The organism is Paenibacillus sp. FSL M7-0420 (assembly GCF_038002345.1).
Taxonomy (GTDB): domain Bacteria; phylum Bacillota; class Bacilli; order Paenibacillales; family Paenibacillaceae; genus Paenibacillus_AQ.
Genome location: NZ_JBBOCJ010000001.1, coordinates 2,602,863 through 2,623,374, shown reverse-complemented (window position 1 = coordinate 2,623,374; position 20,512 = coordinate 2,602,863). Strand labels below are relative to the sequence as shown.

The 20,512-nt window shown below is 55.1% G+C and carries 14 protein-coding genes; 1 reads left to right on the top strand and 13 read right to left on the bottom strand.

Going from position 1 to position 20,512, the window contains the following annotated elements:
- Positions 1-21: 21 nt before the first annotated feature.
- The 13 genes from MKX51_RS10925 to MKX51_RS10865 all read right to left on the bottom strand — a co-directional run bounded on the left by MKX51_RS10925 (position 22) and on the right by MKX51_RS10865 (position 19,289).
- On the bottom strand, positions 22-1,656 hold the full coding sequence (locus MKX51_RS10925) for a response regulator transcription factor (protein ID WP_445322000.1): 1,635 nt from the start codon (positions 1,654-1,656) through the stop codon (positions 22-24).
- Positions 1,634-3,391, bottom strand: a complete 1,758-nt coding sequence (locus MKX51_RS10920) for a sensor histidine kinase (RefSeq protein WP_340992355.1) — start codon at positions 3,389-3,391, stop codon at positions 1,634-1,636. The genes MKX51_RS10925 and MKX51_RS10920 overlap by 23 nt, the downstream gene beginning before the upstream one ends.
- 33 nt (positions 3,392-3,424) lie before the next feature.
- On the bottom strand, positions 3,425-5,098 hold the full coding sequence (locus MKX51_RS10915; protein WP_340995588.1) for an extracellular solute-binding protein: 1,674 nt from the start codon (positions 5,096-5,098) through the stop codon (positions 3,425-3,427).
- Between the two features lie 136 nt (positions 5,099-5,234).
- The gene (locus tag MKX51_RS10910; protein WP_340992354.1) at positions 5,235-6,485 is read right to left on the bottom strand and encodes an endo-1,4-beta-xylanase; all 1,251 of its coding nucleotides are present in this window, start codon (positions 6,483-6,485) and stop codon (positions 5,235-5,237) included.
- A gap of 19 nt (positions 6,486-6,504) precedes the next feature.
- Positions 6,505-7,452 (bottom strand): carbohydrate ABC transporter permease, encoded by a 948-nt coding sequence (locus MKX51_RS10905; protein ID WP_076073664.1) that lies wholly within the window; start codon positions 7,450-7,452, stop codon positions 6,505-6,507.
- A gap of 16 nt (positions 7,453-7,468) precedes the next feature.
- The gene (locus MKX51_RS10900; protein WP_340992353.1) at positions 7,469-8,374 is read right to left on the bottom strand and encodes a carbohydrate ABC transporter permease; all 906 of its coding nucleotides are present in this window, start codon (positions 8,372-8,374) and stop codon (positions 7,469-7,471) included.
- Entirely contained in the window at positions 8,371-10,935 is a 2,565-nt protein-coding gene (locus MKX51_RS10895; protein WP_340992352.1) for a DUF5696 domain-containing protein, read from the bottom strand. Before MKX51_RS10895 ends, MKX51_RS10900 begins: the two co-directional genes overlap by 4 nt.
- A 14-nt stretch (positions 10,936-10,949) precedes the next feature.
- Positions 10,950-11,576, bottom strand: coding sequence for a YIP1 family protein (locus tag MKX51_RS10890; RefSeq protein WP_036724916.1), 627 nt, complete (start codon positions 11,574-11,576; stop codon positions 10,950-10,952).
- A complete protein-coding gene (locus MKX51_RS10885; protein WP_340992351.1) occupies positions 11,573-13,033 on the bottom strand; it encodes a hypothetical protein in 1,461 nt (486 codons plus the stop codon). Before MKX51_RS10885 ends, MKX51_RS10890 begins: the two co-directional genes overlap by 4 nt.
- A gap of 18 nt (positions 13,034-13,051) precedes the next feature.
- Positions 13,052-13,933, bottom strand: a complete 882-nt coding sequence (locus tag MKX51_RS10880; RefSeq protein ID WP_036724919.1) for a carbohydrate ABC transporter permease — start codon at positions 13,931-13,933, stop codon at positions 13,052-13,054.
- A complete protein-coding gene (locus MKX51_RS10875; RefSeq protein ID WP_340992350.1) occupies positions 13,930-14,895 on the bottom strand; it encodes a carbohydrate ABC transporter permease in 966 nt (321 codons plus the stop codon). Before MKX51_RS10875 ends, MKX51_RS10880 begins: the two co-directional genes overlap by 4 nt.
- Before the next feature lie 18 nt (positions 14,896-14,913).
- Positions 14,914-17,838, bottom strand: coding sequence for an extracellular solute-binding protein (locus MKX51_RS10870; protein WP_445321999.1), 2,925 nt, complete (start codon positions 17,836-17,838; stop codon positions 14,914-14,916).
- A gap of 62 nt (positions 17,839-17,900) precedes the next feature.
- Positions 17,901-19,289 carry an ABC transporter substrate-binding protein gene (locus MKX51_RS10865; protein ID WP_340992348.1) on the bottom strand — a complete coding sequence of 463 codons (1,389 nt, stop codon included), beginning with the start codon at positions 19,287-19,289 and terminating at the stop codon, positions 17,901-17,903.
- A gap of 253 nt (positions 19,290-19,542) precedes the next feature.
- Here MKX51_RS10865 and MKX51_RS10860 point away from each other — a divergent pair, with 253 nt between their 5' ends.
- Positions 19,543-20,313 carry a helix-turn-helix transcriptional regulator gene (locus MKX51_RS10860; protein WP_340992347.1) on the top strand — a complete coding sequence of 257 codons (771 nt, stop codon included), beginning with the start codon at positions 19,543-19,545 and terminating at the stop codon, positions 20,311-20,313.
- Positions 20,314-20,512: the final 199 nt, after the last annotated feature.

The window sequence follows — 20,512 nt, the reverse complement described above, 5'->3', positions numbered from 1 at the left end:
ATTATAGTTGATAGACTCAGATTATAAATTTACATGCAGAGACTCCCTGTATTCCTGGGGGGTCATTCCCGTCATTTTTTTGAAGAACCGGGTGAAGGAATGGTGGGCCTCATAACCGACATACAGCGCCACATCGCGGATCTTGAGCGTTTCATTTCCCAGCAGCTCCTTCGCTTTTACAGCCCGGCATTGATCAATGTACTCAGACAGGTTAATTCCCTGCTCCTGCTTGAAGAAGCGGGACAGGTACGACGGATTGAAATAATGCAGCTCGGCCAGCCGCACCAGAGACAGGTCTTCGCCCAAATGGCTGTGGATATAATCGCAGATCCGTTCAATAACCTCCGAGGAGCGTTCCTTCTCGGCTGTGCTTCTCCGCTCGAAGAGATCTGAGGCCAGCCTCTCCAGATAATAGATGCCCTCCCCCAGGGACGAATGCTCATCCAGCCGCATCAGCTTGCCATATTCATTGACAAGGCTGTAGAGCTCCGAGCGGTTCATATGGGACAGCAGCACAAGGGCAACTGTATAATACAGCTCGGCGGCTTCTTCCACGGAGACGCCCGAATGAATGCCTTCCCGGATGTCCTCCAGCGTCTCAGCGAACCGCTCCCGCCGTCCGGCATCCAGATGGGCCGCAAGATTCTCCACCCGCTGGTGGAGCCGCACTCCCGTCTCACGGACTGCGTCAGGCTCCGGCGGACCGCTGCGGTCAATCTGCACCATGGAGATGCCGTCCCCGATCTTCATCTGCTGCAGACGGTGAAGCCGCTCGTAATGGCGTCCGGTCTCTGTCCAGGCACAGGCCGAGCCACTGACCGTAAAAGCAACCGGCAGGCCCAGCGTCTGCCGGCAGGACTCCTGGATCATCTCCAGCGTCCCCTCCAGATACCGCGCGAAATTCACGCCGAAGGCAGCCCCGGCATTGTGCAGAGGCTGCAGCAGCCACAGGAGATCCCCGTGCCTGTCAAGCACCCAGGCATGCCGGGTCATCTCCGCCAGATGGGAATTCCAGATCAGCCGGGAAGAGGTCAGAAGCTCACGCCGGTCCATGTAAGAGATGCCCTCCGGGTAGGTAAGCCGTCCAAGAACGAGCATGACCGGGGTATCAGCCTTAAGGCTGATACCCAGCTTGCTGAAGTCTGCACGTAACGCATCCGTATCCTTACACAAGGCCTGGCTGTCCTGAAGCAGATGGCGGAGATAATCGCCCTGCGCCGCCGTCTCCATGGAATCGCGCTGCTCCCTGGACTGCTCCAGCAGCTCGCTCAGCATGTTGCCCTGCTCAATCTCCTGCAGCACCTCCTGCACCGTCTCAATAATCTTGTCGAAGCCCTCCGTCTTCAGCAGATAACGGGCCCCGGGAAGCTGCAGCGCACTATAGGCGTAATCGAATTCGCTGTAGCCGGTCAGAAAAACAATCCGCGACCGCGGCCAGAACTCCCGGATTTGCTCAGACATCTCCAGCCCGCTCATGCCGGGCATGCGGATATCGGTCAGCACAATATCGATCCGGGTGCGCGAGAGCCACTCCAGGGCCGCTTTGGCCGAATAGACCTTGTAGACATCAAGCTTGTCCGGAAGCAGCTGGTTGAACGCCTCGTATAAGCCGTCTGTTATTATCTCTTCATCATCAACGATCAATAGTCTGTACAAGACCTTCACCTCCCGTCAGTCTAATCCGGATCTCGACCCGGAGGCCGCTTAACATGCTTCTGTCCAGGAACAGGCCGCTGCCTTCCCCGTAGATTAATTGGATACGCCGGTGGATATTGCTCATGCCGGTGACTTCATGCGTTCCGCCGTTCTGATTCAGCCGCCTTCTCAGGGTCTCGATCCGTTCATCGGTCAGCCCGCTTCCGTTATCCTCAACAATAATGCGAATCTCCCGTTCCTCCTGTTCAAAAGAAACCCGCAGCTCCCCATCCTCCGCCTGCTTCTCCAGACAATGCTCATAGGCATTCTCGATAATCGGCTGGAGAATCAGACGCGGAACCCGCAGCTCCTCCATCGCTTCCGGCAGGTCATCGAACTGAACCTGAATGCGCCTGGAGAAGCGCATCTTCTGGATCTCCGTATACATCCGGGAATGGCGCGTCTCCTCCGCAAGCCGGACATTATCCTCTCCGTTACGGGTGATGAACCGGAAATATTCGCCCAGCATGCCGGAGAATTCCTCAATCCGGGAGCTGTCCCCCTGCTTCGCCAGGGCGCTGAGAATGAAGAAGCTGTTATAGAGGAAATGCGGATTGATCTGCGACTGGAGCTGCTTCAGCTCCGCCCGCTGCATCATCAGCTTCTGGGTGTAATCCTGGTCAATCAGCATCCGCAGCCGGCTGAGCATCTGGTTGAACCGGAGATACAGATAGCCAAATTCATCCTTGCGGCCATGGTCAATCTGAATATCCAGCGAGCCGCTCTCCATCCGTTTGAAGCTGCGGATCAGCACAAGCAGCGGCTTCTGGACGAACTTATAGGTCGCGTAGGAATAGATCAGCACCGCCAGGAAGGACGCCGCCGCGAACAGCCAGGCCCAGACCACGAACTTGGTCAGCGGCCGCTTGACCGCCTTCTCCGGCAAATAGGTGGCCACAGCCATCCCCAGCTTGTCCGAGGTGAAGCTGTCAATATGATACCGTATTCCGTCCAGCTCCCAGTTGTACAGATTCCCCTCATCGATCGCCCGGTGATAGCTCTCAATCAGCTCCGGGGAGCTGTTCTCTGTACCGAGCGCATAATCCGTCAGCCGCGAGACCAGCAGCGAGCCGCTCTCCTCGTACGCGTTGATCGCCCGGAGCGAATCCTTCAGCTTCTCGTTGTCCAGCTCGATCTGAACGATGAACAGCGGAGGCTCATTCCTCCTGCCGCTGGATTGGGTAACGCTTAGCTCCAGAAAGTTGTTCCAGTTGATCAGCCGGCCTTCTTTTCTGAGATCGACGGACCGGAAGAAATTGAACTTGCTGCTGTCAAAATCATCGATGCCGTTCATCGCGGACAGCGTTTTGTTAATGGTACGGATATGAACGAACACATCGCCGATGTAGGCGCTGCTGTTCTTCAGGGAGGTGAGCCGCTGCGTGATGTAGTTCAGGCTCTCCCGCTTTTGAACATCGTCCATGTAATTCCAGGTGACGGCAATCTTGTTCAGCTCGGTATCCTGGGCAAGATCATACTGCTGGATCTCCATCCACTCCACCTCGCGGTTCAGGTCCTCCAGATAATAGGTTAGCTGCGACAGCGTCGCTCTGGACAGGTCCTGGCTTGCATTCCTGTAGCTCCAGTTGTAGAGGTAGAGTCCAAGCAGCAGAATCGGCAGAATAATAGCGAGATAAGTGACAACCATCCGGATAAAAATAGTGTGGCGCATCGACACCGCAGGAAACTTAAGCACGTGCACCGCCTCCACTCGTCTGCTCAGGTCCGATCATTTGCCGCTCCCGCCCTTCTCTGCATACCAGTCGTTAACCTCAGCCGTAATCTGCTCGCCGCCCAGCTTGTTCCACTGGGCCACGAAATTATCGAACTCGCTGAGCGGTCTGCCCTGAATGATATCAAGAAAGGCATCAATCTGAAGATTATTTAGAATATTCTGCTTCTCGATCATCGTCTCTGTAGGTGCGCCGACGAAGCTCTCATAGAGCAGCTGAGATTTACGTTCATACCCGTCCAGGATAGAAAAAGCACCCGAAGGCCCATACGTCCGCTCCCAGCCCCAGCCTGTCTCGCTGTCCGCACCTCCGGCCTCGTAAGCGGCAATCCGCTTCTGGATCGTCTTCGCTTCATCCTGAAGCACGGAGGCATCGCCAGTGCGCCGGAAGGTCTCCAGCTCCCGGAAGGCCTCCAGGTTCTTCTGCACCGGAAACGGTGTCACCGGCGACAGCTTCCACACCGCCTGCGGAGCGTTATAGTACCGCTCCACCTCACTCGTAGCCCCCCAATTCTTCTCCAGATGCAGGTTAATCAGCTTAATCAGCGCCTCCGGATGCTGGACGCCTTGCTTGACCGCCAGGAACTGGTTAGTGCTGAACGGAAGCGGCACCTTCGGCGCGGCCCCCGACTCCGAGACCAGCGGGAAGGCTTGCCACTCGGCCTGCGGATTATGCTCACGGCTGGACTGCGCGAGGAAGGAGCCCCACTGCTCCCCGTACATCATGCCGACCTGCTCATGCTCAATCCAGTCGCTGGCCTTGACCCCGTCCTTGAAGGCGAACTCCCTGTCAATCTGCCCTGTCCGGTACAAGTCCTGAAGCACCTGCAGGGCATGCTTGACCTCCGGCTGGATACCTCCATAGACCAGCTTGCCGGTCTTGTCCTTAATCCAGATTCCGGGATACGCACCATAACCGGCCATGAACCCCGTAAGTCCCATGACCGGGTCCCACAGATATTTGGTTGCCGCAAGGCCATAGGTATCATGCTTGCCGTTACCGTCAGGATCTTGCTGCGTAAACGCTTTCGAAATAGCCAGCACCTCTGCCATCGTCTGCGGCGGCTGCAGGCCGAGCCGCTCCAGCCAGTCCGTCCGAATCCACAGGAACATCGCGCCCTCAATGGACGAATTGGTCTCCGGGATCGCCATAAGCTTGCCGTCAAGGGTAACCGTCTCGAACGGACCCGTTCCTTCCTCACTCAGCACCTTTCGGGTTAACGGGGTTGCATACTTGTCATAGACTTCGCTCAGGTCCTGGATCAGCCCTGCATTGCTCAGCACCCTGAGCTGCGAAGCATTCACCCGCACAATATCTGGGATATCCCCGGAGGCCAGAGATACCCCCAGCTTGCGGGAGTAGATGGAACTCCACTCCGTCCAATCATAGGTGACCCTAATGCCGAGCACCTCTTCATACAGCTCGGTCCAGCGGTTATGCTCCAGCGACTCTCCCGGCAATTCCTTCAGTATTTCTTCCAGCGCATCGTTGTTCTCACGTACGAACGACAGCTGGATGGCCGGATCATATTTGCTTAGACCCGGCTCTTCATATAACGAAGCGCTCCCCGGCTGTCCCTCAGGGACCGGAGAACGCTCCGCAAGGCTATCGCTCCTCTCACAAGCGGTCAGCAGCCCTACGACCATGCATGCTGTGACAGTCCAGGCCATCGTGTTCTTGATTGTTTTGGGCACCAGTTGCAACCTCACTTTGCAAGATTATGAATACCGGAATATTATATTATCCCGGCAAAAATAATGAAATTGTAAGGTGCAATTCTTGTTTGGCTTACCCGTTCTTTACTATTTAGAAATCAGTGACCGCCTGGAAGGCCGGTTTGGGCTGATGCTGCCTGTCGAACAGCATCGGGGCCTCGGTCCGCTCGGCCGGGAATGTGCTCAGCCAGGTATGATCATCCGAAATGCCCCAGAACATGACCCCGCTTAGCAGTTCCTTCCTGTCTCTTAGAGCAGCGAATAGCTCGCCGTACCGCGCGGCCTGCCGCTGCAGGATGTCTTCGGGAACCACGGGTCCGACATCACTGAGATCGTTATAGACATACAGGCTCATATCCAGCTCGGTGATCTGATTATCCAGGCCCAGAGCATGGAACTTCTCCATGGACTCGATAATGCTCTCCACCGGAGGATACTCCAGATTAATATGGGTCTGGTGGCCAACCCCGTCAATCGGCACTCCCTTCGCCAGCATGTCCTTCACCAGCTCGTAGAGCCGGTCCCGCTTCTCCGGGTTGTCTGTGCCGTAATCATTGATGTACAGCTTAAGCTCCGGTCCTCCAGCCTTGCGGGCCGCCCGGAAGGCGGTCTCGATGAATCCGGTACCGGTAAGCTTGTACCAGTCGCTCGCCCGCATGCCATCCGGGTCATTCGGCTCAATCACCTCATTCACTACATCCCAGGAGGAGATGTCCTCCTTATACCTGCCGACCACGGCAGTGACATAGCGGTCCAGACGCTTCAGCAGCAGCTTCTTGTTCGCTTCGCGCCTCGCCGCATCGGTCTCATCCGCCATCGCCCGGCCGGCTTCATCCCGGAAGAACCACTCCGGCGTCTGGCTGTGCCACACCAGGGTGTGGAAGCGCAGCCCCATGCCGTTCGCCTTGGCGAAGGCGACGATCCGGTCGGCCCGTTCCCAGGTGAAGGTGCCCTCAGCCGGTGCAATTGCATCCGGCTTCATGGCATTCTCGGCCACGAGCCAGTTCACATGCCGCCTCAGCAGCTCTGCCGTGGCCCCTTCTGTCTGGTCCGGCTCCACCGCAGCGCCTATGGGGAAGTAATCCGCATAGGCTGCCGCCAGCGGCGGAGCCTCCTGCTGCACCGGAGCTTCCGCCGCAGCTTCAGGCGAAGCTGCAAGGGCAGCGGCCGGAGTCCCGTCGGGTGAGGCTGCCGGGGATGACGCTACATTCCCTGGCGGGGAAGCAGCCGGAGCTGCATCCCCGCCCGAAGTGGAGCAGCCGGATAACCATAGAAGCGCGGCTGCGAAGACTATACTCCGGGCCAGTCTGGCCGGAGTGCTTGTTCTGTTATTTTGGCGCACAGTCATCCTCCTTCTACGGTTAACCGACAATCCCGGTACGCTCAATACTCTCCACGAAATACCGCTGCACGAACAGGTAGATAATGATCAGCGGCAGGATCGCCAGCAGAATCCCTGTATCCTGGACCATGCTGAGGTAGAACGGATCAGCCTTGGAATTGGCCCCATCCTCCAGCAGAATCGCCAGATTATACGGCAGCGAGCCGAGCTGGGTCGCCATCACCTTGCTGGAGGTCAGATAAGTCGTGGTGAAGAAGCTGTCGTTCCATTGCCACACAAACGAGAAGAGCAGTACCGTAACAATGGATGGTATCGCGTTAGGCAGCATAATCCGGTAGAAGGTCTTGCCTACCCCGGCCCCGTCGATATAAGCCGCTTCCTCCACCTCTTTGGGAATCCCCCGGAAGAACTGCCGGAAGATGAAAATGTACAGCCCCGCCTTCAGCGAATTCGCTGTAGCAGAGGTTAGAATAAACGGCCAGTAGGTGTTGAGCAGATTCACCGATTTGCCGGTCAGGAGTGGAATCAGCCCCATCAGGCTGAAATCCTTCAAATTCAGGTAGACCGGAATCAGAATCGTGATCGGCGGAACCAGGATCGTCAATATGACCCCGGCGAACAGCAGCTGGCTCCCTTTGAACTTCAGCCGGGCGAAGCCATACCCTGCAAGCGCGCAGGAGATGGCGGTCAAGATTGTAGTCAGCGCCGACAGGGTGAAGGTATTCAGCAAGGCCTGCCAGTAATCCATAATTCCAATCGCTTTGACGAAATTGTCGAGCGTGTAATTCTCGGGAAGCCAGACGACAATCGGTGAATACAGATCGCTCTTGGCCTTGAAGGCCGTGGATATCTTCTGGAGTACCGGATAGAGGATCACGAACGACAGGCCTGCAATGAGCGTCAGCCGCACGAAGGACCATATCCATTTCTTCCAGCGTTCGAGCGACAGTAAGCGGGTCGCATGCATTTGTCCCATCCTCCCTTTAATCATAGTAGAAGACCTTCTTCGAGATCAGATAGCTGCTGACAGCCAGAATTAAGGCCACTGCGGCGAAATACAGCCAGGCCATCGCAGAGCTTAGACCGAAGTTGAACTGGGTGAAGCCGGTCTCCCGGATCAGGTCCGTCATGGCGTTATTCGAGAAGGAATCGATAATCGTATAGATAGAATTCACCAGAATGAGCGGGCTGACCATCGGAAAAGTGATTTTCCAGAAGGCCTCATAGCCGGTTGCCCCTTCCATCTTGGACGCCTCATACAGCTGCGGCGAGATGGTCTGGATGCCGGCCAGGAAAATCAGAATCTGTACGCCGGACTGGCTCACAATACTATAGATGCGGCTCACGGCGCTGGTCAGATAGTTCACTACCCATTCGCTTAAGCCCGCATCCAGCATCAGCCCCTCCAGCTCGAAGGTGCCCAGTCCCTGAATCGCTCCCGCTCCGGCATTCTGATCGTTAACCGCCTGAATCAGGCTGGTGCTCTCCAGACTCAGAATAACCCCGGAGGCCAGAATGACGGGCAGGAAGAAGATCGAGCGGGCCAGCGATCTGCCAATGAATTTCTGATTCAGCAGCACCGCCAGGAACAGGCTGAAGATCACGATCAGCGGCACATTGATGACCATATTCAATATGGCATCGGCCAGCGAGCGGTTGAATTCCGTATTCACCGTCAGCGCTTCAACGTAATTCTGGAAGCCGCTGAAATGAACAATCAGTCCGTCGGAGTTGGCCTGCACCGAGCTTAAGCTGTAGCGCAGCGAAGACAACAACGGAATCAGGAAGAAGAAGATGAACCCCAGCAGCCAGGGCAGTACATAGAAGAAGCCCATTAATGCCTTTTGCTCATTGTAGGATCTGCGGTCCAGTCTAAGTATGGATTTCAAGATTGCTCACCACCCGTAATATAGCTTTCGGCCTCAACCGTCCGGCCTTCGGCAAGGACTGCGGTCTTATTGTAGTTGACGATGACAGACATCCCGTTACCGTAAGTGCTTTTATAGACACCGTCTGCCAGCTTCTCATGACCCGTCAGCCGCTGATTATGAACATTCTTCATCACTGCGTTCACTTCCGTGTACATATCGGCCGCCTGGTTGATCCACTGCTCATAATGGACCGCATACAGGTTATCGAAGTCGGTATCCTTCACCTTGTAATTAGGCGCATACATCCATTCATAATAGAGACCGGAGCCGTACTCCAGACTCTTCAGGATATACTGCCTTGGATTGGTGAACGTGGACAGGTTAAAAGGCTTGCCGGTGTAATTCACATATCCCCGCACCACCATCGGATAGAACGGAATCTCCTCATCCTCCAGCTTGAACCTGCTGCTGGACACCGGAGCATCCGTAATGTCAGAGAGGTACGGCAGGGCATAGGCATTGCCGCCATCCGCAAGAATACGCAGCGACTGCCCCGTGATCTTCTCCAGCGATTGGACCGAGATCTGCTCGGACGTTGCCCGGTCGACCTCCTGATTCTTGCGGAAATCGCTGTTCAATTGATCGGCCATATCCCTGAGCGAGATGCCGCCGGTCTGAAACGGTGCGATGTCCTTCAGCGTGGCATCAACATATCCGCCGACCCTGCTTGGCGAAATAATGTAGGCCGGGGTGAAGGAACGGTCCCGCCGGTTCAAGGCCATATTGTACGGATAGACAGCTGCCGGAATCTCACTGAGCATCCGGGAAGCCTTCTGGTTAATCCGGAAGCCGGAGGTCTGGTTCGCCCGGAGCAGAGCCACATCAGGGAAGAGCTGAATGTCTTGCTCCTTGGCGTATGCAGCCAGCCGGTTCAGTCCCTTGCTGCCGCCGACCGCCTGATCCACAGACAGCCGGTCCGGCACCTTGTGATCGAGGCCCCGGTTGAACCAGCCGGCATATTTCAGCTTGATATTATCAATGCCGCGCTGCTTCATCTGCTCCAGAATGCTCTGGGCCTCTTCGAAGGTGGTCAATGCCTCCAGCGATTGATATGGAATACCCAGGACATGCTTGGTCTTCGTGATTCCGCCTACCAGCTCCAGATAGAACGGCGTATTCACAGGAGCTTCTGCGGAAGCGGCCGGCTGTGCCTCAGGCAGTCCGCCATGCTCCGCCAGATAGCTCTGGTAATAACGCGCCATGCCCGGATAAGAGGCCTCTGCTCCGCTCAAGAACGCGTAACGGACGACATAATCTGTCTTAGGCGGCTCCTGCTGGAATTTCGGCAGGGTGCGGTTCTGATCGCTTGACGTCAGGGTAAGATCTCCCTTGGCAATCAGGGTGAAGCTCGGATACACGTAGTTGTATCCGTTCAATCTGCCGCTGGTATCCGCGTTGATGGTAGCCAAGGAAGCGCCTTGTTCAATAATGCCCAGCATTGCACCTTCCTCCCGGATCAGGCCGAACACCGGCAGCTTGACCTCCTGCTGCTGCGCATAGGCATCTGTGGTCTCCATCGTCCCGTCCACACCATATACCGCCTGCTTGTATGCGGGATAACGGGTCTTGCCGTTATTGAAATGAATCAGCGCTCCTGAGCCGTCCGGCACCAGGATGGACCCCGAATCCTTGCTCCCACCGGCACCCAGGAAGCTCAGCAGAGAGATGTCATTCACCGGATAATCCGCAGGATAGCGGATATCCGCTGCCGGAACCTTGACGACCAGCTGATCCCCGTCCAGGGCGTATTCAATGGCGAGCTGGAAAATACGCGGCGCAGGCTTGGTCTGGCTGAGGTTGTTCTCGGCGATGTCCTGCTGCAGATCTTCCTCTGTGTACCCCGCCTTCTCGAAGCCCTTCAGAGTCCGCTCCAGCTGAAGCCCCTTCAGCGCTTCATCGTTTCGCGTATATACCCCGTTCTCCTCATCGAAGGTGTAGGCAATTTTCATCGTCCGCTGCCCGGTCTTATCCATCTTGCTCATGATCTTCTCCTCGAACCGCTCCTTGCCCATCTTCATCGGCAGATCCTCCGCCGTTGCGGCGGTCGTTCCGAACTGGTAGAAGACCTTGACGCCCTCCGGCGTCAGTTCCAGCTTCATTTGCTTATGGGCCACGCTGTCCGTATATGAATTGACAGAGCTGACTTGACCCAGGTTGTTATAGAAATCCAGCTTGAGCTGCGCGGACAGCAGGTCTTTATTATCCCCGCTGGCCTTGGCATCCGCTTCACGGTCCGGCGGGTTGCTGTACCAGAGCGTCCCGTCCGACAGATTCTTGACGGCGATTCCTCCGGTAGCTTCATCCATGAACAGCCGGAGCTGCGCGTTCTCGAGCACCCCTGTCATGCCGCTCACCCCACTATCGGTGAAGGCAGATTTCAGCGCGCTCCCTTCCGTAAAGGACACTTCAAGATTCGGTTCATGCCCGCTGGCCTGGCTGCCTGAGCTCGACGCCGAACAGCCGGCCAGCACACTCATACTGAAGAGAATCGAGAGCAGCATGATTAACGGCTTCCTCATTCCCGGTCCTCCTCCTATCTCCTCAAGACAATTTCTTGGTATATGGTCGAGACGAATGCAATCATCTGCTGAACCAGACTGAAGAACAGCAGGGTCAGGAAAGCCATGAAGGCCATAGCGAGCAGCGTCAGCAGAATCGTCCCGATCGTTTTGGACGGGGAGAACTGATGAACGGTCATAATGCCCACATACAGCAGCAATCCCGACCAGAGAATGGCAAAGTTTTTGAAAAAGTAATAAAAAGAGCTCTCCTGGGCCGAGATGAAATTACTGATCCAGATCCAGGGGAAATTAATCAGGACAATTGGAACCAGGGCGAAGCAGGTGGTAATAAAAATCTCCGTGAACTTCCCCTCCCCGTCCATCAGCGTGGTCAGCGACCAGTTCGCCACACACCAGAACAGAACAGGAACCAGCACATAGACCGCTTCCAGCAGGCTGTTCAGATACCGGGGATTATTCATATTGACCAGGAACCCGCTGTATTGATTGCCCAGAACATTCGTCAGAATCAGCATAAACAGAATACCGAAGGAGATGATCAGACTGGTTTTTTGACTGCGTTCATATTTGAGGTCCCAGTATCCGTTGAACGGATGAACCATCACATACAGCGGATGTTGCAGCGCTTCTCTGTTCAATGGAGCTCCACCTTCTTTCTGGCCTTCATTTTCCGGTACATTCTCAGGCCCAGCCATAGGGCCACCAGCGCGATCAGAGCCGTCATAATGGTGGAGAAATGTCCGCGAAGCACTTCCTTACGGTAGAGCAGGAACGCTTTGGAATAGTTGGTCCGGTCCATGCTGCGCTCGAAATACTCCGCCGACTCCTTGTACTCGCCCTGCCGCAGATAAGCCTTGCCTATGCCCGCATAGGCATACTCCATATTCGCATTCAGGTTGACGACCTTGCTGAACTGCTGAGAGGCCATCTCCTCATCACCGTTATAGTAGCTGCGCACGGCACTGTTCAGCGTTCTTCCATACTCTGTGGTCTGAAATACCGTGATTTCACCCAGCGCCTGATCCAGCACCAGAATATCGTCACCGCTGTGCTCAATGGCAACCGGAGTGTTGAATTCGCCCAGACGGTTACCGATTCCGCCGAAAATGTACAGCAGATAGCCGTCCCCGTTGTACGTGAACACCCGGCCCCGGCTGGCATCCAGCACCGCGTATATTTCACTGTCGCTCACATCGATATCCACGAGCCGCGGGGCACCCCCTGAGCGCGTGGAGTAGAGCAGATCACCGCTGGGCTTGTAATAGCCCTCTCTCCGCAGAATATCTGCCCCCTGCGCGTTCAGCTTCTTGATCGGGTCCCCGTAATCGTCACCGTTGGTAGCGTACAGAAAGCCTTCATCATTAATGTCCAGATTCGTGAACTCGGTTGGCGTATACATCACCATCTGCTCGCGCTGCGCCTTGGTCGAGATCGATTTCCAGAAATACTCCACCGCATCGACATGCACCCGGTTCGCACCAATGAACGATTTGAACACACCATCCGCCCCGAATTCCATGAATCCGTCGAAGACGCCGGCAGACATCACATAGATGCGGTCCGCCTTATCTACAGCAACACGGACTGGCTGAAATTCAAAGTTCGCCTGCAGTAGCTCGGACTTCGGGGCTTCAATGATCCCCACCGCCTGGAAGCTGCTGTCGAGATGGACGATACGCTTATTACCCGTATCCGCGATATACACTTCCTTCTGCTGCGTTACATAGATGCCCTGCGGATTGTTGAACTTCTCCGCCTTCCCCTTGAACTGGAATGCGTCTACCGTCTTGACGGATTTGTAATCCTTATCCAGAATCACAAACCGGTTATTGCCGCTATCCAGAACATAGATCTGCTGATCCGCCGTAACCTGAATATCCTGCGGATTGTTGAAGGGACCCGCACCGGAGCTGGCACCCGTGATGAGCGTAGTAGCCTCGTAGGCGGACGGAGCCGCCACCGCATTCCCCCAGTATGAATAATTGTAGGAAGGGGCTGCGCTCTCTGCCAGGACCAGCTCTCCGCCAAGCCCCAGACTGACCAGGCAGCACAAGGCCAGCAGACCGGTTCTCAGTTTCTTTATCCTTGCGACCATTGTCACCGTTCCTCCTCTCTACTCTTTCATACCGGATGTGGCCATCGTCTGGATGACACTGCTCTGTGAAATAATGAACAACAGAATCGGCACAGTCATCAGCAGCAGCGCGACGGCCGCTCCGACCCCGGCACGCGCAATCCCGCCCTGGATGACCTGGCTGAGCGCGTAGTGAAGCGTCTTCAGGTTCTCACTGTAGATGAAGCTCCCTCCATCTGTGCCCCACAGCGCCGGAAATTGCAGGATCATCAGCGTCAGCCAGGCCGGCTTCACATTCGGCATTACGATTTGCCAGAACACGCGGTACTCGTTCGCACCGTCGATTTTGGCCGCCTCAATCAGCGCATCCGGGATCTGCTCCATGAACTGCTTCATCAGGAACAAACCTAGTGAAAAGGCCAGTGACGGCACGATAATCGCCGCCTGGGTATTGATCCACCCCAGCTGCGACATGACCAGATAGTTGGGGATCGCCGTAACATGCGGCGAGAACATCAGGGACAGCACTACAATTTTGAACAGAATGCTGGAGCCCGGAAATTTGAACTTGGCCAGCGGATACGCCGCTGCTGACGCCAGCAGGATATGTCCTGCGGTTCCTACCAGTGTAATCAGCAGTGTATTCGCAATGTATCTGGTGAACGGCACCCAGGAATTGCCCATGATCACCATCAGATCGGTGAAGTTCTCCAGCGTCGGGTTCCGCACCAGGAATCTCGGCGGGAAGATGAACAGCTCATCCAGCGGCTTGAAGGCATTGTTCACCGTGTAGATCAGCGGAAGAACCATGAACGCGCCGAAGCCCAGCAGCAGGCCGAAGAGCATAAAGCTGACAGCAAAGGAACGGTTCAGTCTTTTTTGAGGGCGAAGGGCCCCTATCACTCTTGAATACAGGGTCATTCACCCACCTTTCGAAGCAGCTTCTGGGTCATCATATTGGTTCCGAGCATAATCGCGAAGAGAATGGTGGCAATCGCAGAGGCATAGCCCATCTCAAAGCGCAGTGTCCCGTAATCCATCAGATGGGTTACCACCGTATGTCCCGCATAGTTAACGCTCGGGAAGCCCGCAAGCGCAATAGAGACCTCGGCCACCGCGAAGGAGGCGGTAATCTGCATGACTGCACCGAACATCAGCTGCGGACGCATGGACGGCAGGGTAATGAACCACAGCTCCTGCCAGCGGTTCCTGATCCCGTCCATCGCCCCCGCCTCGAACAGCGTCTGGTCCACGGTCTGAAGTCCGGCGATGAACGCCAGGAAGCTTGTGCCGAGACTCAGCCAGAGCTGGACGATAATGACAATGGCGAGAATATACTTCTCATTCTGCAGCCATTGAATCGGCTCCAGCAGCACCCCGATCTTCATCAGGAAGCCGTTGAGGTAACCATAGCTGTCCCCCGAGAAGACAATCAGCCAGATGAAGAACACATTGCCCGAGATCGAGGGCGCATAGAAGACCAGTGTCATCAGCGCCCGGACAAAGGGTGACAGCTCATTGATCAGCCAGGCGAACAGGAAGCATGCGATATAGCTTAACGGGCCTGTGATGACAGCGAACAAAAAGGTGTTCTTCAGTGCGATCATGAACACATCATCGCCCAGCAGCAGCCTGGAATAGTTCTCCCAGCCTATGAATCTCGGCGTCTCCAGCATATTGAAATAGAAGAAGCTCAGCCCGAAGGAGACGACCACCGGGATCACCGTGAACAGGAAGAAGATGATCATATAGGGACTCATCATGAAATAATAATGCTTGCTCTTCTTGATATCTTTCCATAATTGCGCCAGGCGGGATTCCTTGAGCGGACCGCCAGCCAGCCCTTGCAAGGCTGGTTCAGTGGTATTGTGTATTTGTACCATCAGCTTGCAGCCTCCAACCTAATACGGAAGTTTGAATTCCTTCCGTTTGATCTGAATTTCATCGTTAATGTAGATCAGATAATCCGACAGGGCTTCACGCGGATTCACATTCCCGTTGACCACCTTGCGGAACGCATTGTCCAGATGCCGGCCTGTGAAGTAGCCGCCCGGAACCTGAGGGTTCCCCTTCACCCATTGCCACTGGCTCTCCAGCTCCTTGTAGTCCTTCACCGGCCAAGGCAGCTCCTCCAGCGCTTCGATGTTGGCGGTCGGATAACGTGCCGCCGCTCCCATCAGCCCTTCCATTTCCCGGCCGTACTGGACCTGGGTGTCCTTGTCTGTCCACCACTTCATGAATTCCCAGGACGAATCCTTGTCCTTGGCATTCTCCAGCAGCATGACGCCGGTTGTATGGCTGGCCACGCTATGGTTCACCGTGCCGTCCGCCTGCTTCGTTCCCGGCACCACCGTGAATTCCCACAAATTGCGGATTTCCGGCGCCATCACCGTCAGGCTGTTATAGATGGTATAATCTGCAATCCCGATCGGGATCTCGCCTGTACGGAAGCGGTTCGGAAAGTCCACCTTCACCGGGAACTTGTAATTGGTATAGAACTGGGTCCACTTGTTAAATTCACTCATGGAGGTCTCCGAGTTCAGGGCGCTTCGCTTCTGGTCATCCGTGTAGAGCTGCCCGCCGTTCTGGTAGAGCAGCATGGTGAAGGCCGCATTCGGCACCAGCGTCGCGTTGTTCAGTGTATCCTCCAGGGGCAGATAGAACTCCAGATTGTGTCTCTGCAGAACAGAGACCACATTGTAGACTTCTTCCCACGTGGTAGGCGGCTCCAGGCCAAGCTCCTGCAGAATATCCTTCCGGTAAAAGAGCATCGGGAAGATCTGCTGCTCAGGCAGCCCGTAGACGCTTCCGTTGTACTTATAAGGCGTGAGCGCACTGTCCCGGAACCGGTCAGCTACTTCTTTGAAATCGGCGAACTGCGACAGATCGGCCGATGCTTTGCGCATCGCATAGTTCACTGGAAGATCCTCGCCGATCTGCATGGCTACATCCGGCCCTTCGCCCGCCAGGGTTGCCGGCAGCAGAATGTTCGGAGGCACCAGCCGCAGTGCCACGGAGATGCCCGAATCCGGCGTAAAGGTATCGTCAATCATGCTCTTCATCACTTGAGCCTGATCCCGGCCTGTTGAAATCCAGACCGTAATCGCCTTCTGGTTCTTCGCCACATTGCCGATACTGTCATAGTCTTCGGTATACGAGGCGCCATAAGCCCTCAGCTCATGCTTCAGCTTCTGGAAGAAGGTCGCCTGCGCAGACGGAAGCGGCTTATCCGGCGCCGAGACCACCAGTGAATCCAGCGTCAGCGGCTGTTCCCGCACGCTAAGTATCCAGGTCCCCAGACCGCCGACATTCGTCTTGAAGGAGACCAGCCGTTTGGCTACCGTGTCCGGATGCTTAGCCATATCCTCCAGCTGGGTGACCATCGAGTACAGCACGGATACCTTGTCGCTGCGTTCCCCGGTTGCCTGCTCCAGATATTCGCCGACACTGCGGATAATCTCCGCCTGCTCCCGGAATACCTTAGTCATCTCCGGTATCCGCTTCTCCAGCTGATAATCGCGGAACTTATCCGGGTTATTGGAGGTAATCGCCAGAATATTGCGGTACATTTCATTCAAGGTCAGGACGCTGGACTGGACCGTACGGACCAGCGGCGCGATATCGCCAAGGGTCACGGTCAGTCTCAGCTTGTGCGTCCCTTGTGTAAGATGGAACAGATAAGGCTCTTCCCCGCCGAGTACATTCATCTGCCAGCCGGGAGAGTAATTGAAGCGGATCTGCTTCATCTCGGTGAACGGATATTCACCGTCAATGGTCAGGCTGCGGTTGGCATAGACGCCCCGGAGCTGATTCTGCTTCTCCTTGAGCGCTATCCGGTACAGACCTTCTTCAGGGACATCAATCTCCCATTCGATCCATTGCCCCGGAAGCTTCCAGTTCACCCCGCCGATGGTGTTGATCCTTAAATTCGAGACGGCATAAGGAACCACTGCCGGGCTGGAGCGGTCGGATAACGGATATAAGGTGGGCGAGGATTTGGCAGATGCCGCTTCGGCCTGGACCTCGATATAAGGCTCCTTTACCGGCTGAAGACCCTTAGTCTCATACTGTTGCTTAGCCTCTGCATAAGAGCGCACTGTCCGGTCCTGGAACAGCTCAATATAATCAATGGCCATCGGCTCACGGAGCGCGGTCAGCGACAGAGTCTGATTCCCCTGCTCCAGATAGAAGGCATACGGCTCCTCATAGAAGCCTTCACTGTCTGCAATGACTGTGGACTGCCACACCGGCTGCTCCACCTGTCTGGGGCGCAGATCGTTGCCGCGGTCATCCTGCTTAATGACCTCCTCACGGTTCCCCCAGACCCGGTCGAAGAGCAGGGTATCCGCTCCCTTGAACGGCACCTCCCGGTTGATGGATAAGGAACGCTCAATCGACGAGCTCTTGCCTTCCACCGGATAATAATGAACCCGGAGGTTATACAGCCCGGATTCCGGAACCGGCACCTCCCAGGAGATGGTTCCCGATTCCGGGGTAATGACTGCTGCTCCGTCAAGCCCCTCGAATTGCTGCTTCACCTCGAAGACATCTCCGCTGCCTGGGGAATAGCTCTCCCCTTCGATGCGGATCTCCCGGTCAGGGCGTGCGGCGTTCGCATGCTGCTTCAGATAGGCTTCATAGCTGCCCTCTGCGGCGTCCTGCGCGGCTGCCGTGAACTTGCCTACTGCGGGAGAGTCGGAATGCACAGGCTGCCCCGGGGAATTAAATATCCAGATCGTCCCGGCCAGCAGGACAACAACCAATATAATCGCTATGTTCCTGATTCGAATATTCAATCGTACTCCTCCCCTTAAGCGATGGATCATAAAATTTCAGCAAGAATGGGAACAACAGTCCGCGGGGGACTGTTGTTCCATGCGGTATCCGTTTATTTTTTGTAAACTGCGTCTACAGATGCCTGAACCTTAGCCTTGTACTTCTGAATGACAGTAGAGGCCGAGGTTCCCTTCTTGAGTTCGTCAATCATCTCGTAGTAAGGCATGGTCGAGAAGGTATTATGGTTCGTGAGCAGCATGCCGCCTTCGACCAGCTTGGCGTTGTTGATATCGTCCTCGTTGTCATACGTGCTCTCCAGGGAAGCCTGCTTCGGATAATCGTAGATCGACTCGATATCGTTGATCTTCTCCCAGATATACAGCAGCTGATCCGGATTCTCGGCCTTCTTCGGGATGGTCAGGAACTGGACATTGGATTCCACACTGTGGTATTCGGTAGCATTAGGCCCTTTTGGAAAAGGAACAAAGCCGATATCATAATCCTTCATATCCGTCTTGAAGCCGTTCGCCTCATAATCGGCTCCTGCATACATCAGCGTGTTCCCCTGACGGAAGAACTGCGCCGGTTCCTGCCAGTCCCCGCCTTCTGTCGGCCGTGCTACCTTCTCGGCACCCAGCTTGGCGATGAACTTGAAGACCTCCAGCAGCTTCGGATCATCGAGATTCTGTTTGTCGTCAACGGTCAGATCGGTCTCGTTGGAGGCCAGCGCCATTTCCAGGAACCCCCCGGAGGCCAAGCCCCAAACATCAAATTTACCGTTGTTATCTGTATCTTTGTTCGCTTCTTTGGCGACTTGGGTGAAGGTCTCCCAGTTCCAGTTATCCTCGTTCACATATTCCTGGAGCGGCTTCATGCCCAGCTTCTTCATCAGGGTGCGGTTATAGAATATCCCGCTGATCAGGTTGCCCGCATTCTCCGAGAAGCCATAGCCCCGGCCCTCATATTGTGAGAATTCTGTAGTCATCCGCTGATTGAAGGCATTCTCATTCTTGGTATACTCGTCAACCGGCCAGAACATATCCTGCTTGGTCAGCACCGGAATCATATAGCCCTTGCCCATTCTGACAATATCGCCAAGCGGTTCACCGGCGACCAGTGAAGCCACTACCTTCTTCTGGTATTCACCGAAGTCCAGCGCTACATATTCAACCTTGAAATTATGCTTGGCCATCAATTCCTTCAGATTCTTCGAGCGCTGGATATTGTCAGGATTGTCCTCAGGAATCGTCATATCCCACCAGGACACAATCTTGATCGTTCGGCCGCCCATATCGAAGTCTTTTTCTGGTGTAGCATTGCTCGGCTCCGCAGTGGGCGTAGCTTCCGCAGTGGCTTCAGCTGCCGGAGTCTCCGTAGCCGCTGCCGGCTGGGCTGACGCTCCCCCGCCGGCGTTTCCGCCGTTCCCCGCTCCTCCACATGCCGTCGTTGCCGCTAATAACAACATACTAATGAATACTGACATTACTTTTTTTGCCCGCATGATCTGTCCCCCCAAGTATGAATGACTTACCTTGAAAGTTTAGCGCTTACATTTTCAGGCAGCAACCCGTCTAACTTCAGGTGTTCACCTGTCAAATTATAGGTCGGGTCCACAAGTCCTTATCCACCGGGCAACCGGATTCCGATCAGGTAAACAAATGGAGCCTGGTGCAAGAATTGCACATTGTAGCGCCCGGCTCTGTTGCACATAATGAATGAAGGAAGCTTAACTTCTCTCTGAAAGCGGGGTCTTCATGTTGTACAGAATCTTATGTGTAGAGCGAAACGCCCAAGTGCGGGAGATCGCTTCTTATATGGCAGGGAGCAGACTTAAGAATTTCATCATTCATGCGCATGCTGATTATTCATCCGATGTTCTGCGGCTGATCCGCAGCGAGGGGATATCACTGGTTCTTCTGAATATCAGGGATGCCCATACGCCGGGCATGCGAGTCTGTGAGCAGATCAGGCAGGGAAGCTCCGTTCCGATTATTCTGCTCGGGGGCAGCGGAGATTTCGGGCTGGCGCGCCAAGCCTTACTCTATAATGTAAGCGATTACTTAACAGACCCGGTGGATCCGGCTGAGCTGGGCGGAAGTCTGGAGGCGGTTCGACGGGTGCTGGCTCCGGCCGGCAGACCGGCTGCTGCGGAGCGGGATTATGCTCAGTTCACCATTCAAAAAGAGCCGTCCTCCCCGTGCCCGATCGTCAGTACGATCAAGCAATACGTGGATGAGCAGCTCCATCATAATATTACACTCAAGCGGATTTCCGACTCCCTGAACTTCAACTGCGCCTATCTCGGACAGAAATTCAAGCAGCAGGAGAAGATGTCCTTCAACGAATATCTTCTGCGCCAGCGGATGGAGAAGGCCAAGCTGCTGCTGGAAACGACCGACATGAAGATCTATGAGATTGCAGACGCTGTCGGATATTCGGAAATCGACTGGTTCTACAAGAAATTCAGAGAATACACGGGAACCAGCGCCAATGAATACCGCAAGCAATGCTTCGTCATTGCCTGAGGCGGAGGGGGGTGGAGTGAGCGGCCTGTGCGTTATGTATAATGTTGCGTTCCAGTTCGCACCTGCCCGCTCATCTGCCCACTTCTTCCGAAATCAGGTGTATTAATACCAATGTCATTAAGATAAGTTCAAAGATAAGTTTGGAATTAATAAAGAGAATCCAAAACGGTATGGGGAAACGTCCTATGCCGTTTGTTTT

Bases quoted from the DNA above. Each gene is read 5' to 3' on its own strand.
- MKX51_RS10915 (WP_340995588.1), bottom strand. From the start codon at position 5,098: ATGGCCTGGACTGTCACAGCATGCATGGTCGTAGGGCTGCTGACCGCT.
- MKX51_RS10905 (WP_076073664.1), bottom strand. From the start codon at position 7,452: ATGCATGCGACCCGCTTACTGTCGCTCGAACGCTGGAAGAAATGGATA.
- MKX51_RS10895 (WP_340992352.1), bottom strand. From the start codon at position 10,935: ATGAGGAAGCCGTTAATCATGCTGCTCTCGATTCTCTTCAGTATGAGT.
- MKX51_RS10885 (WP_340992351.1), bottom strand. From the start codon at position 13,033: ATGGTCGCAAGGATAAAGAAACTGAGAACCGGTCTGCTGGCCTTGTGC.
- MKX51_RS10880 (WP_036724919.1), bottom strand. From the start codon at position 13,933: ATGACCCTGTATTCAAGAGTGATAGGGGCCCTTCGCCCTCAAAAAAGA.
- MKX51_RS10875 (WP_340992350.1), bottom strand. From the start codon at position 14,895: ATGGTACAAATACACAATACCACTGAACCAGCCTTGCAAGGGCTGGCT.
- MKX51_RS10870 (WP_445321999.1), bottom strand. From the start codon at position 17,838: ATGATCCATCGCTTAAGGGGAGGAGTACGATTGAATATTCGAATCAGG.
- MKX51_RS10865 (WP_340992348.1), bottom strand. From the start codon at position 19,289: ATGCGGGCAAAAAAAGTAATGTCAGTATTCATTAGTATGTTGTTATTA.
- MKX51_RS10860 (WP_340992347.1), top strand. From the start codon at position 19,543: ATGTTGTACAGAATCTTATGTGTAGAGCGAAACGCCCAAGTGCGGGAG.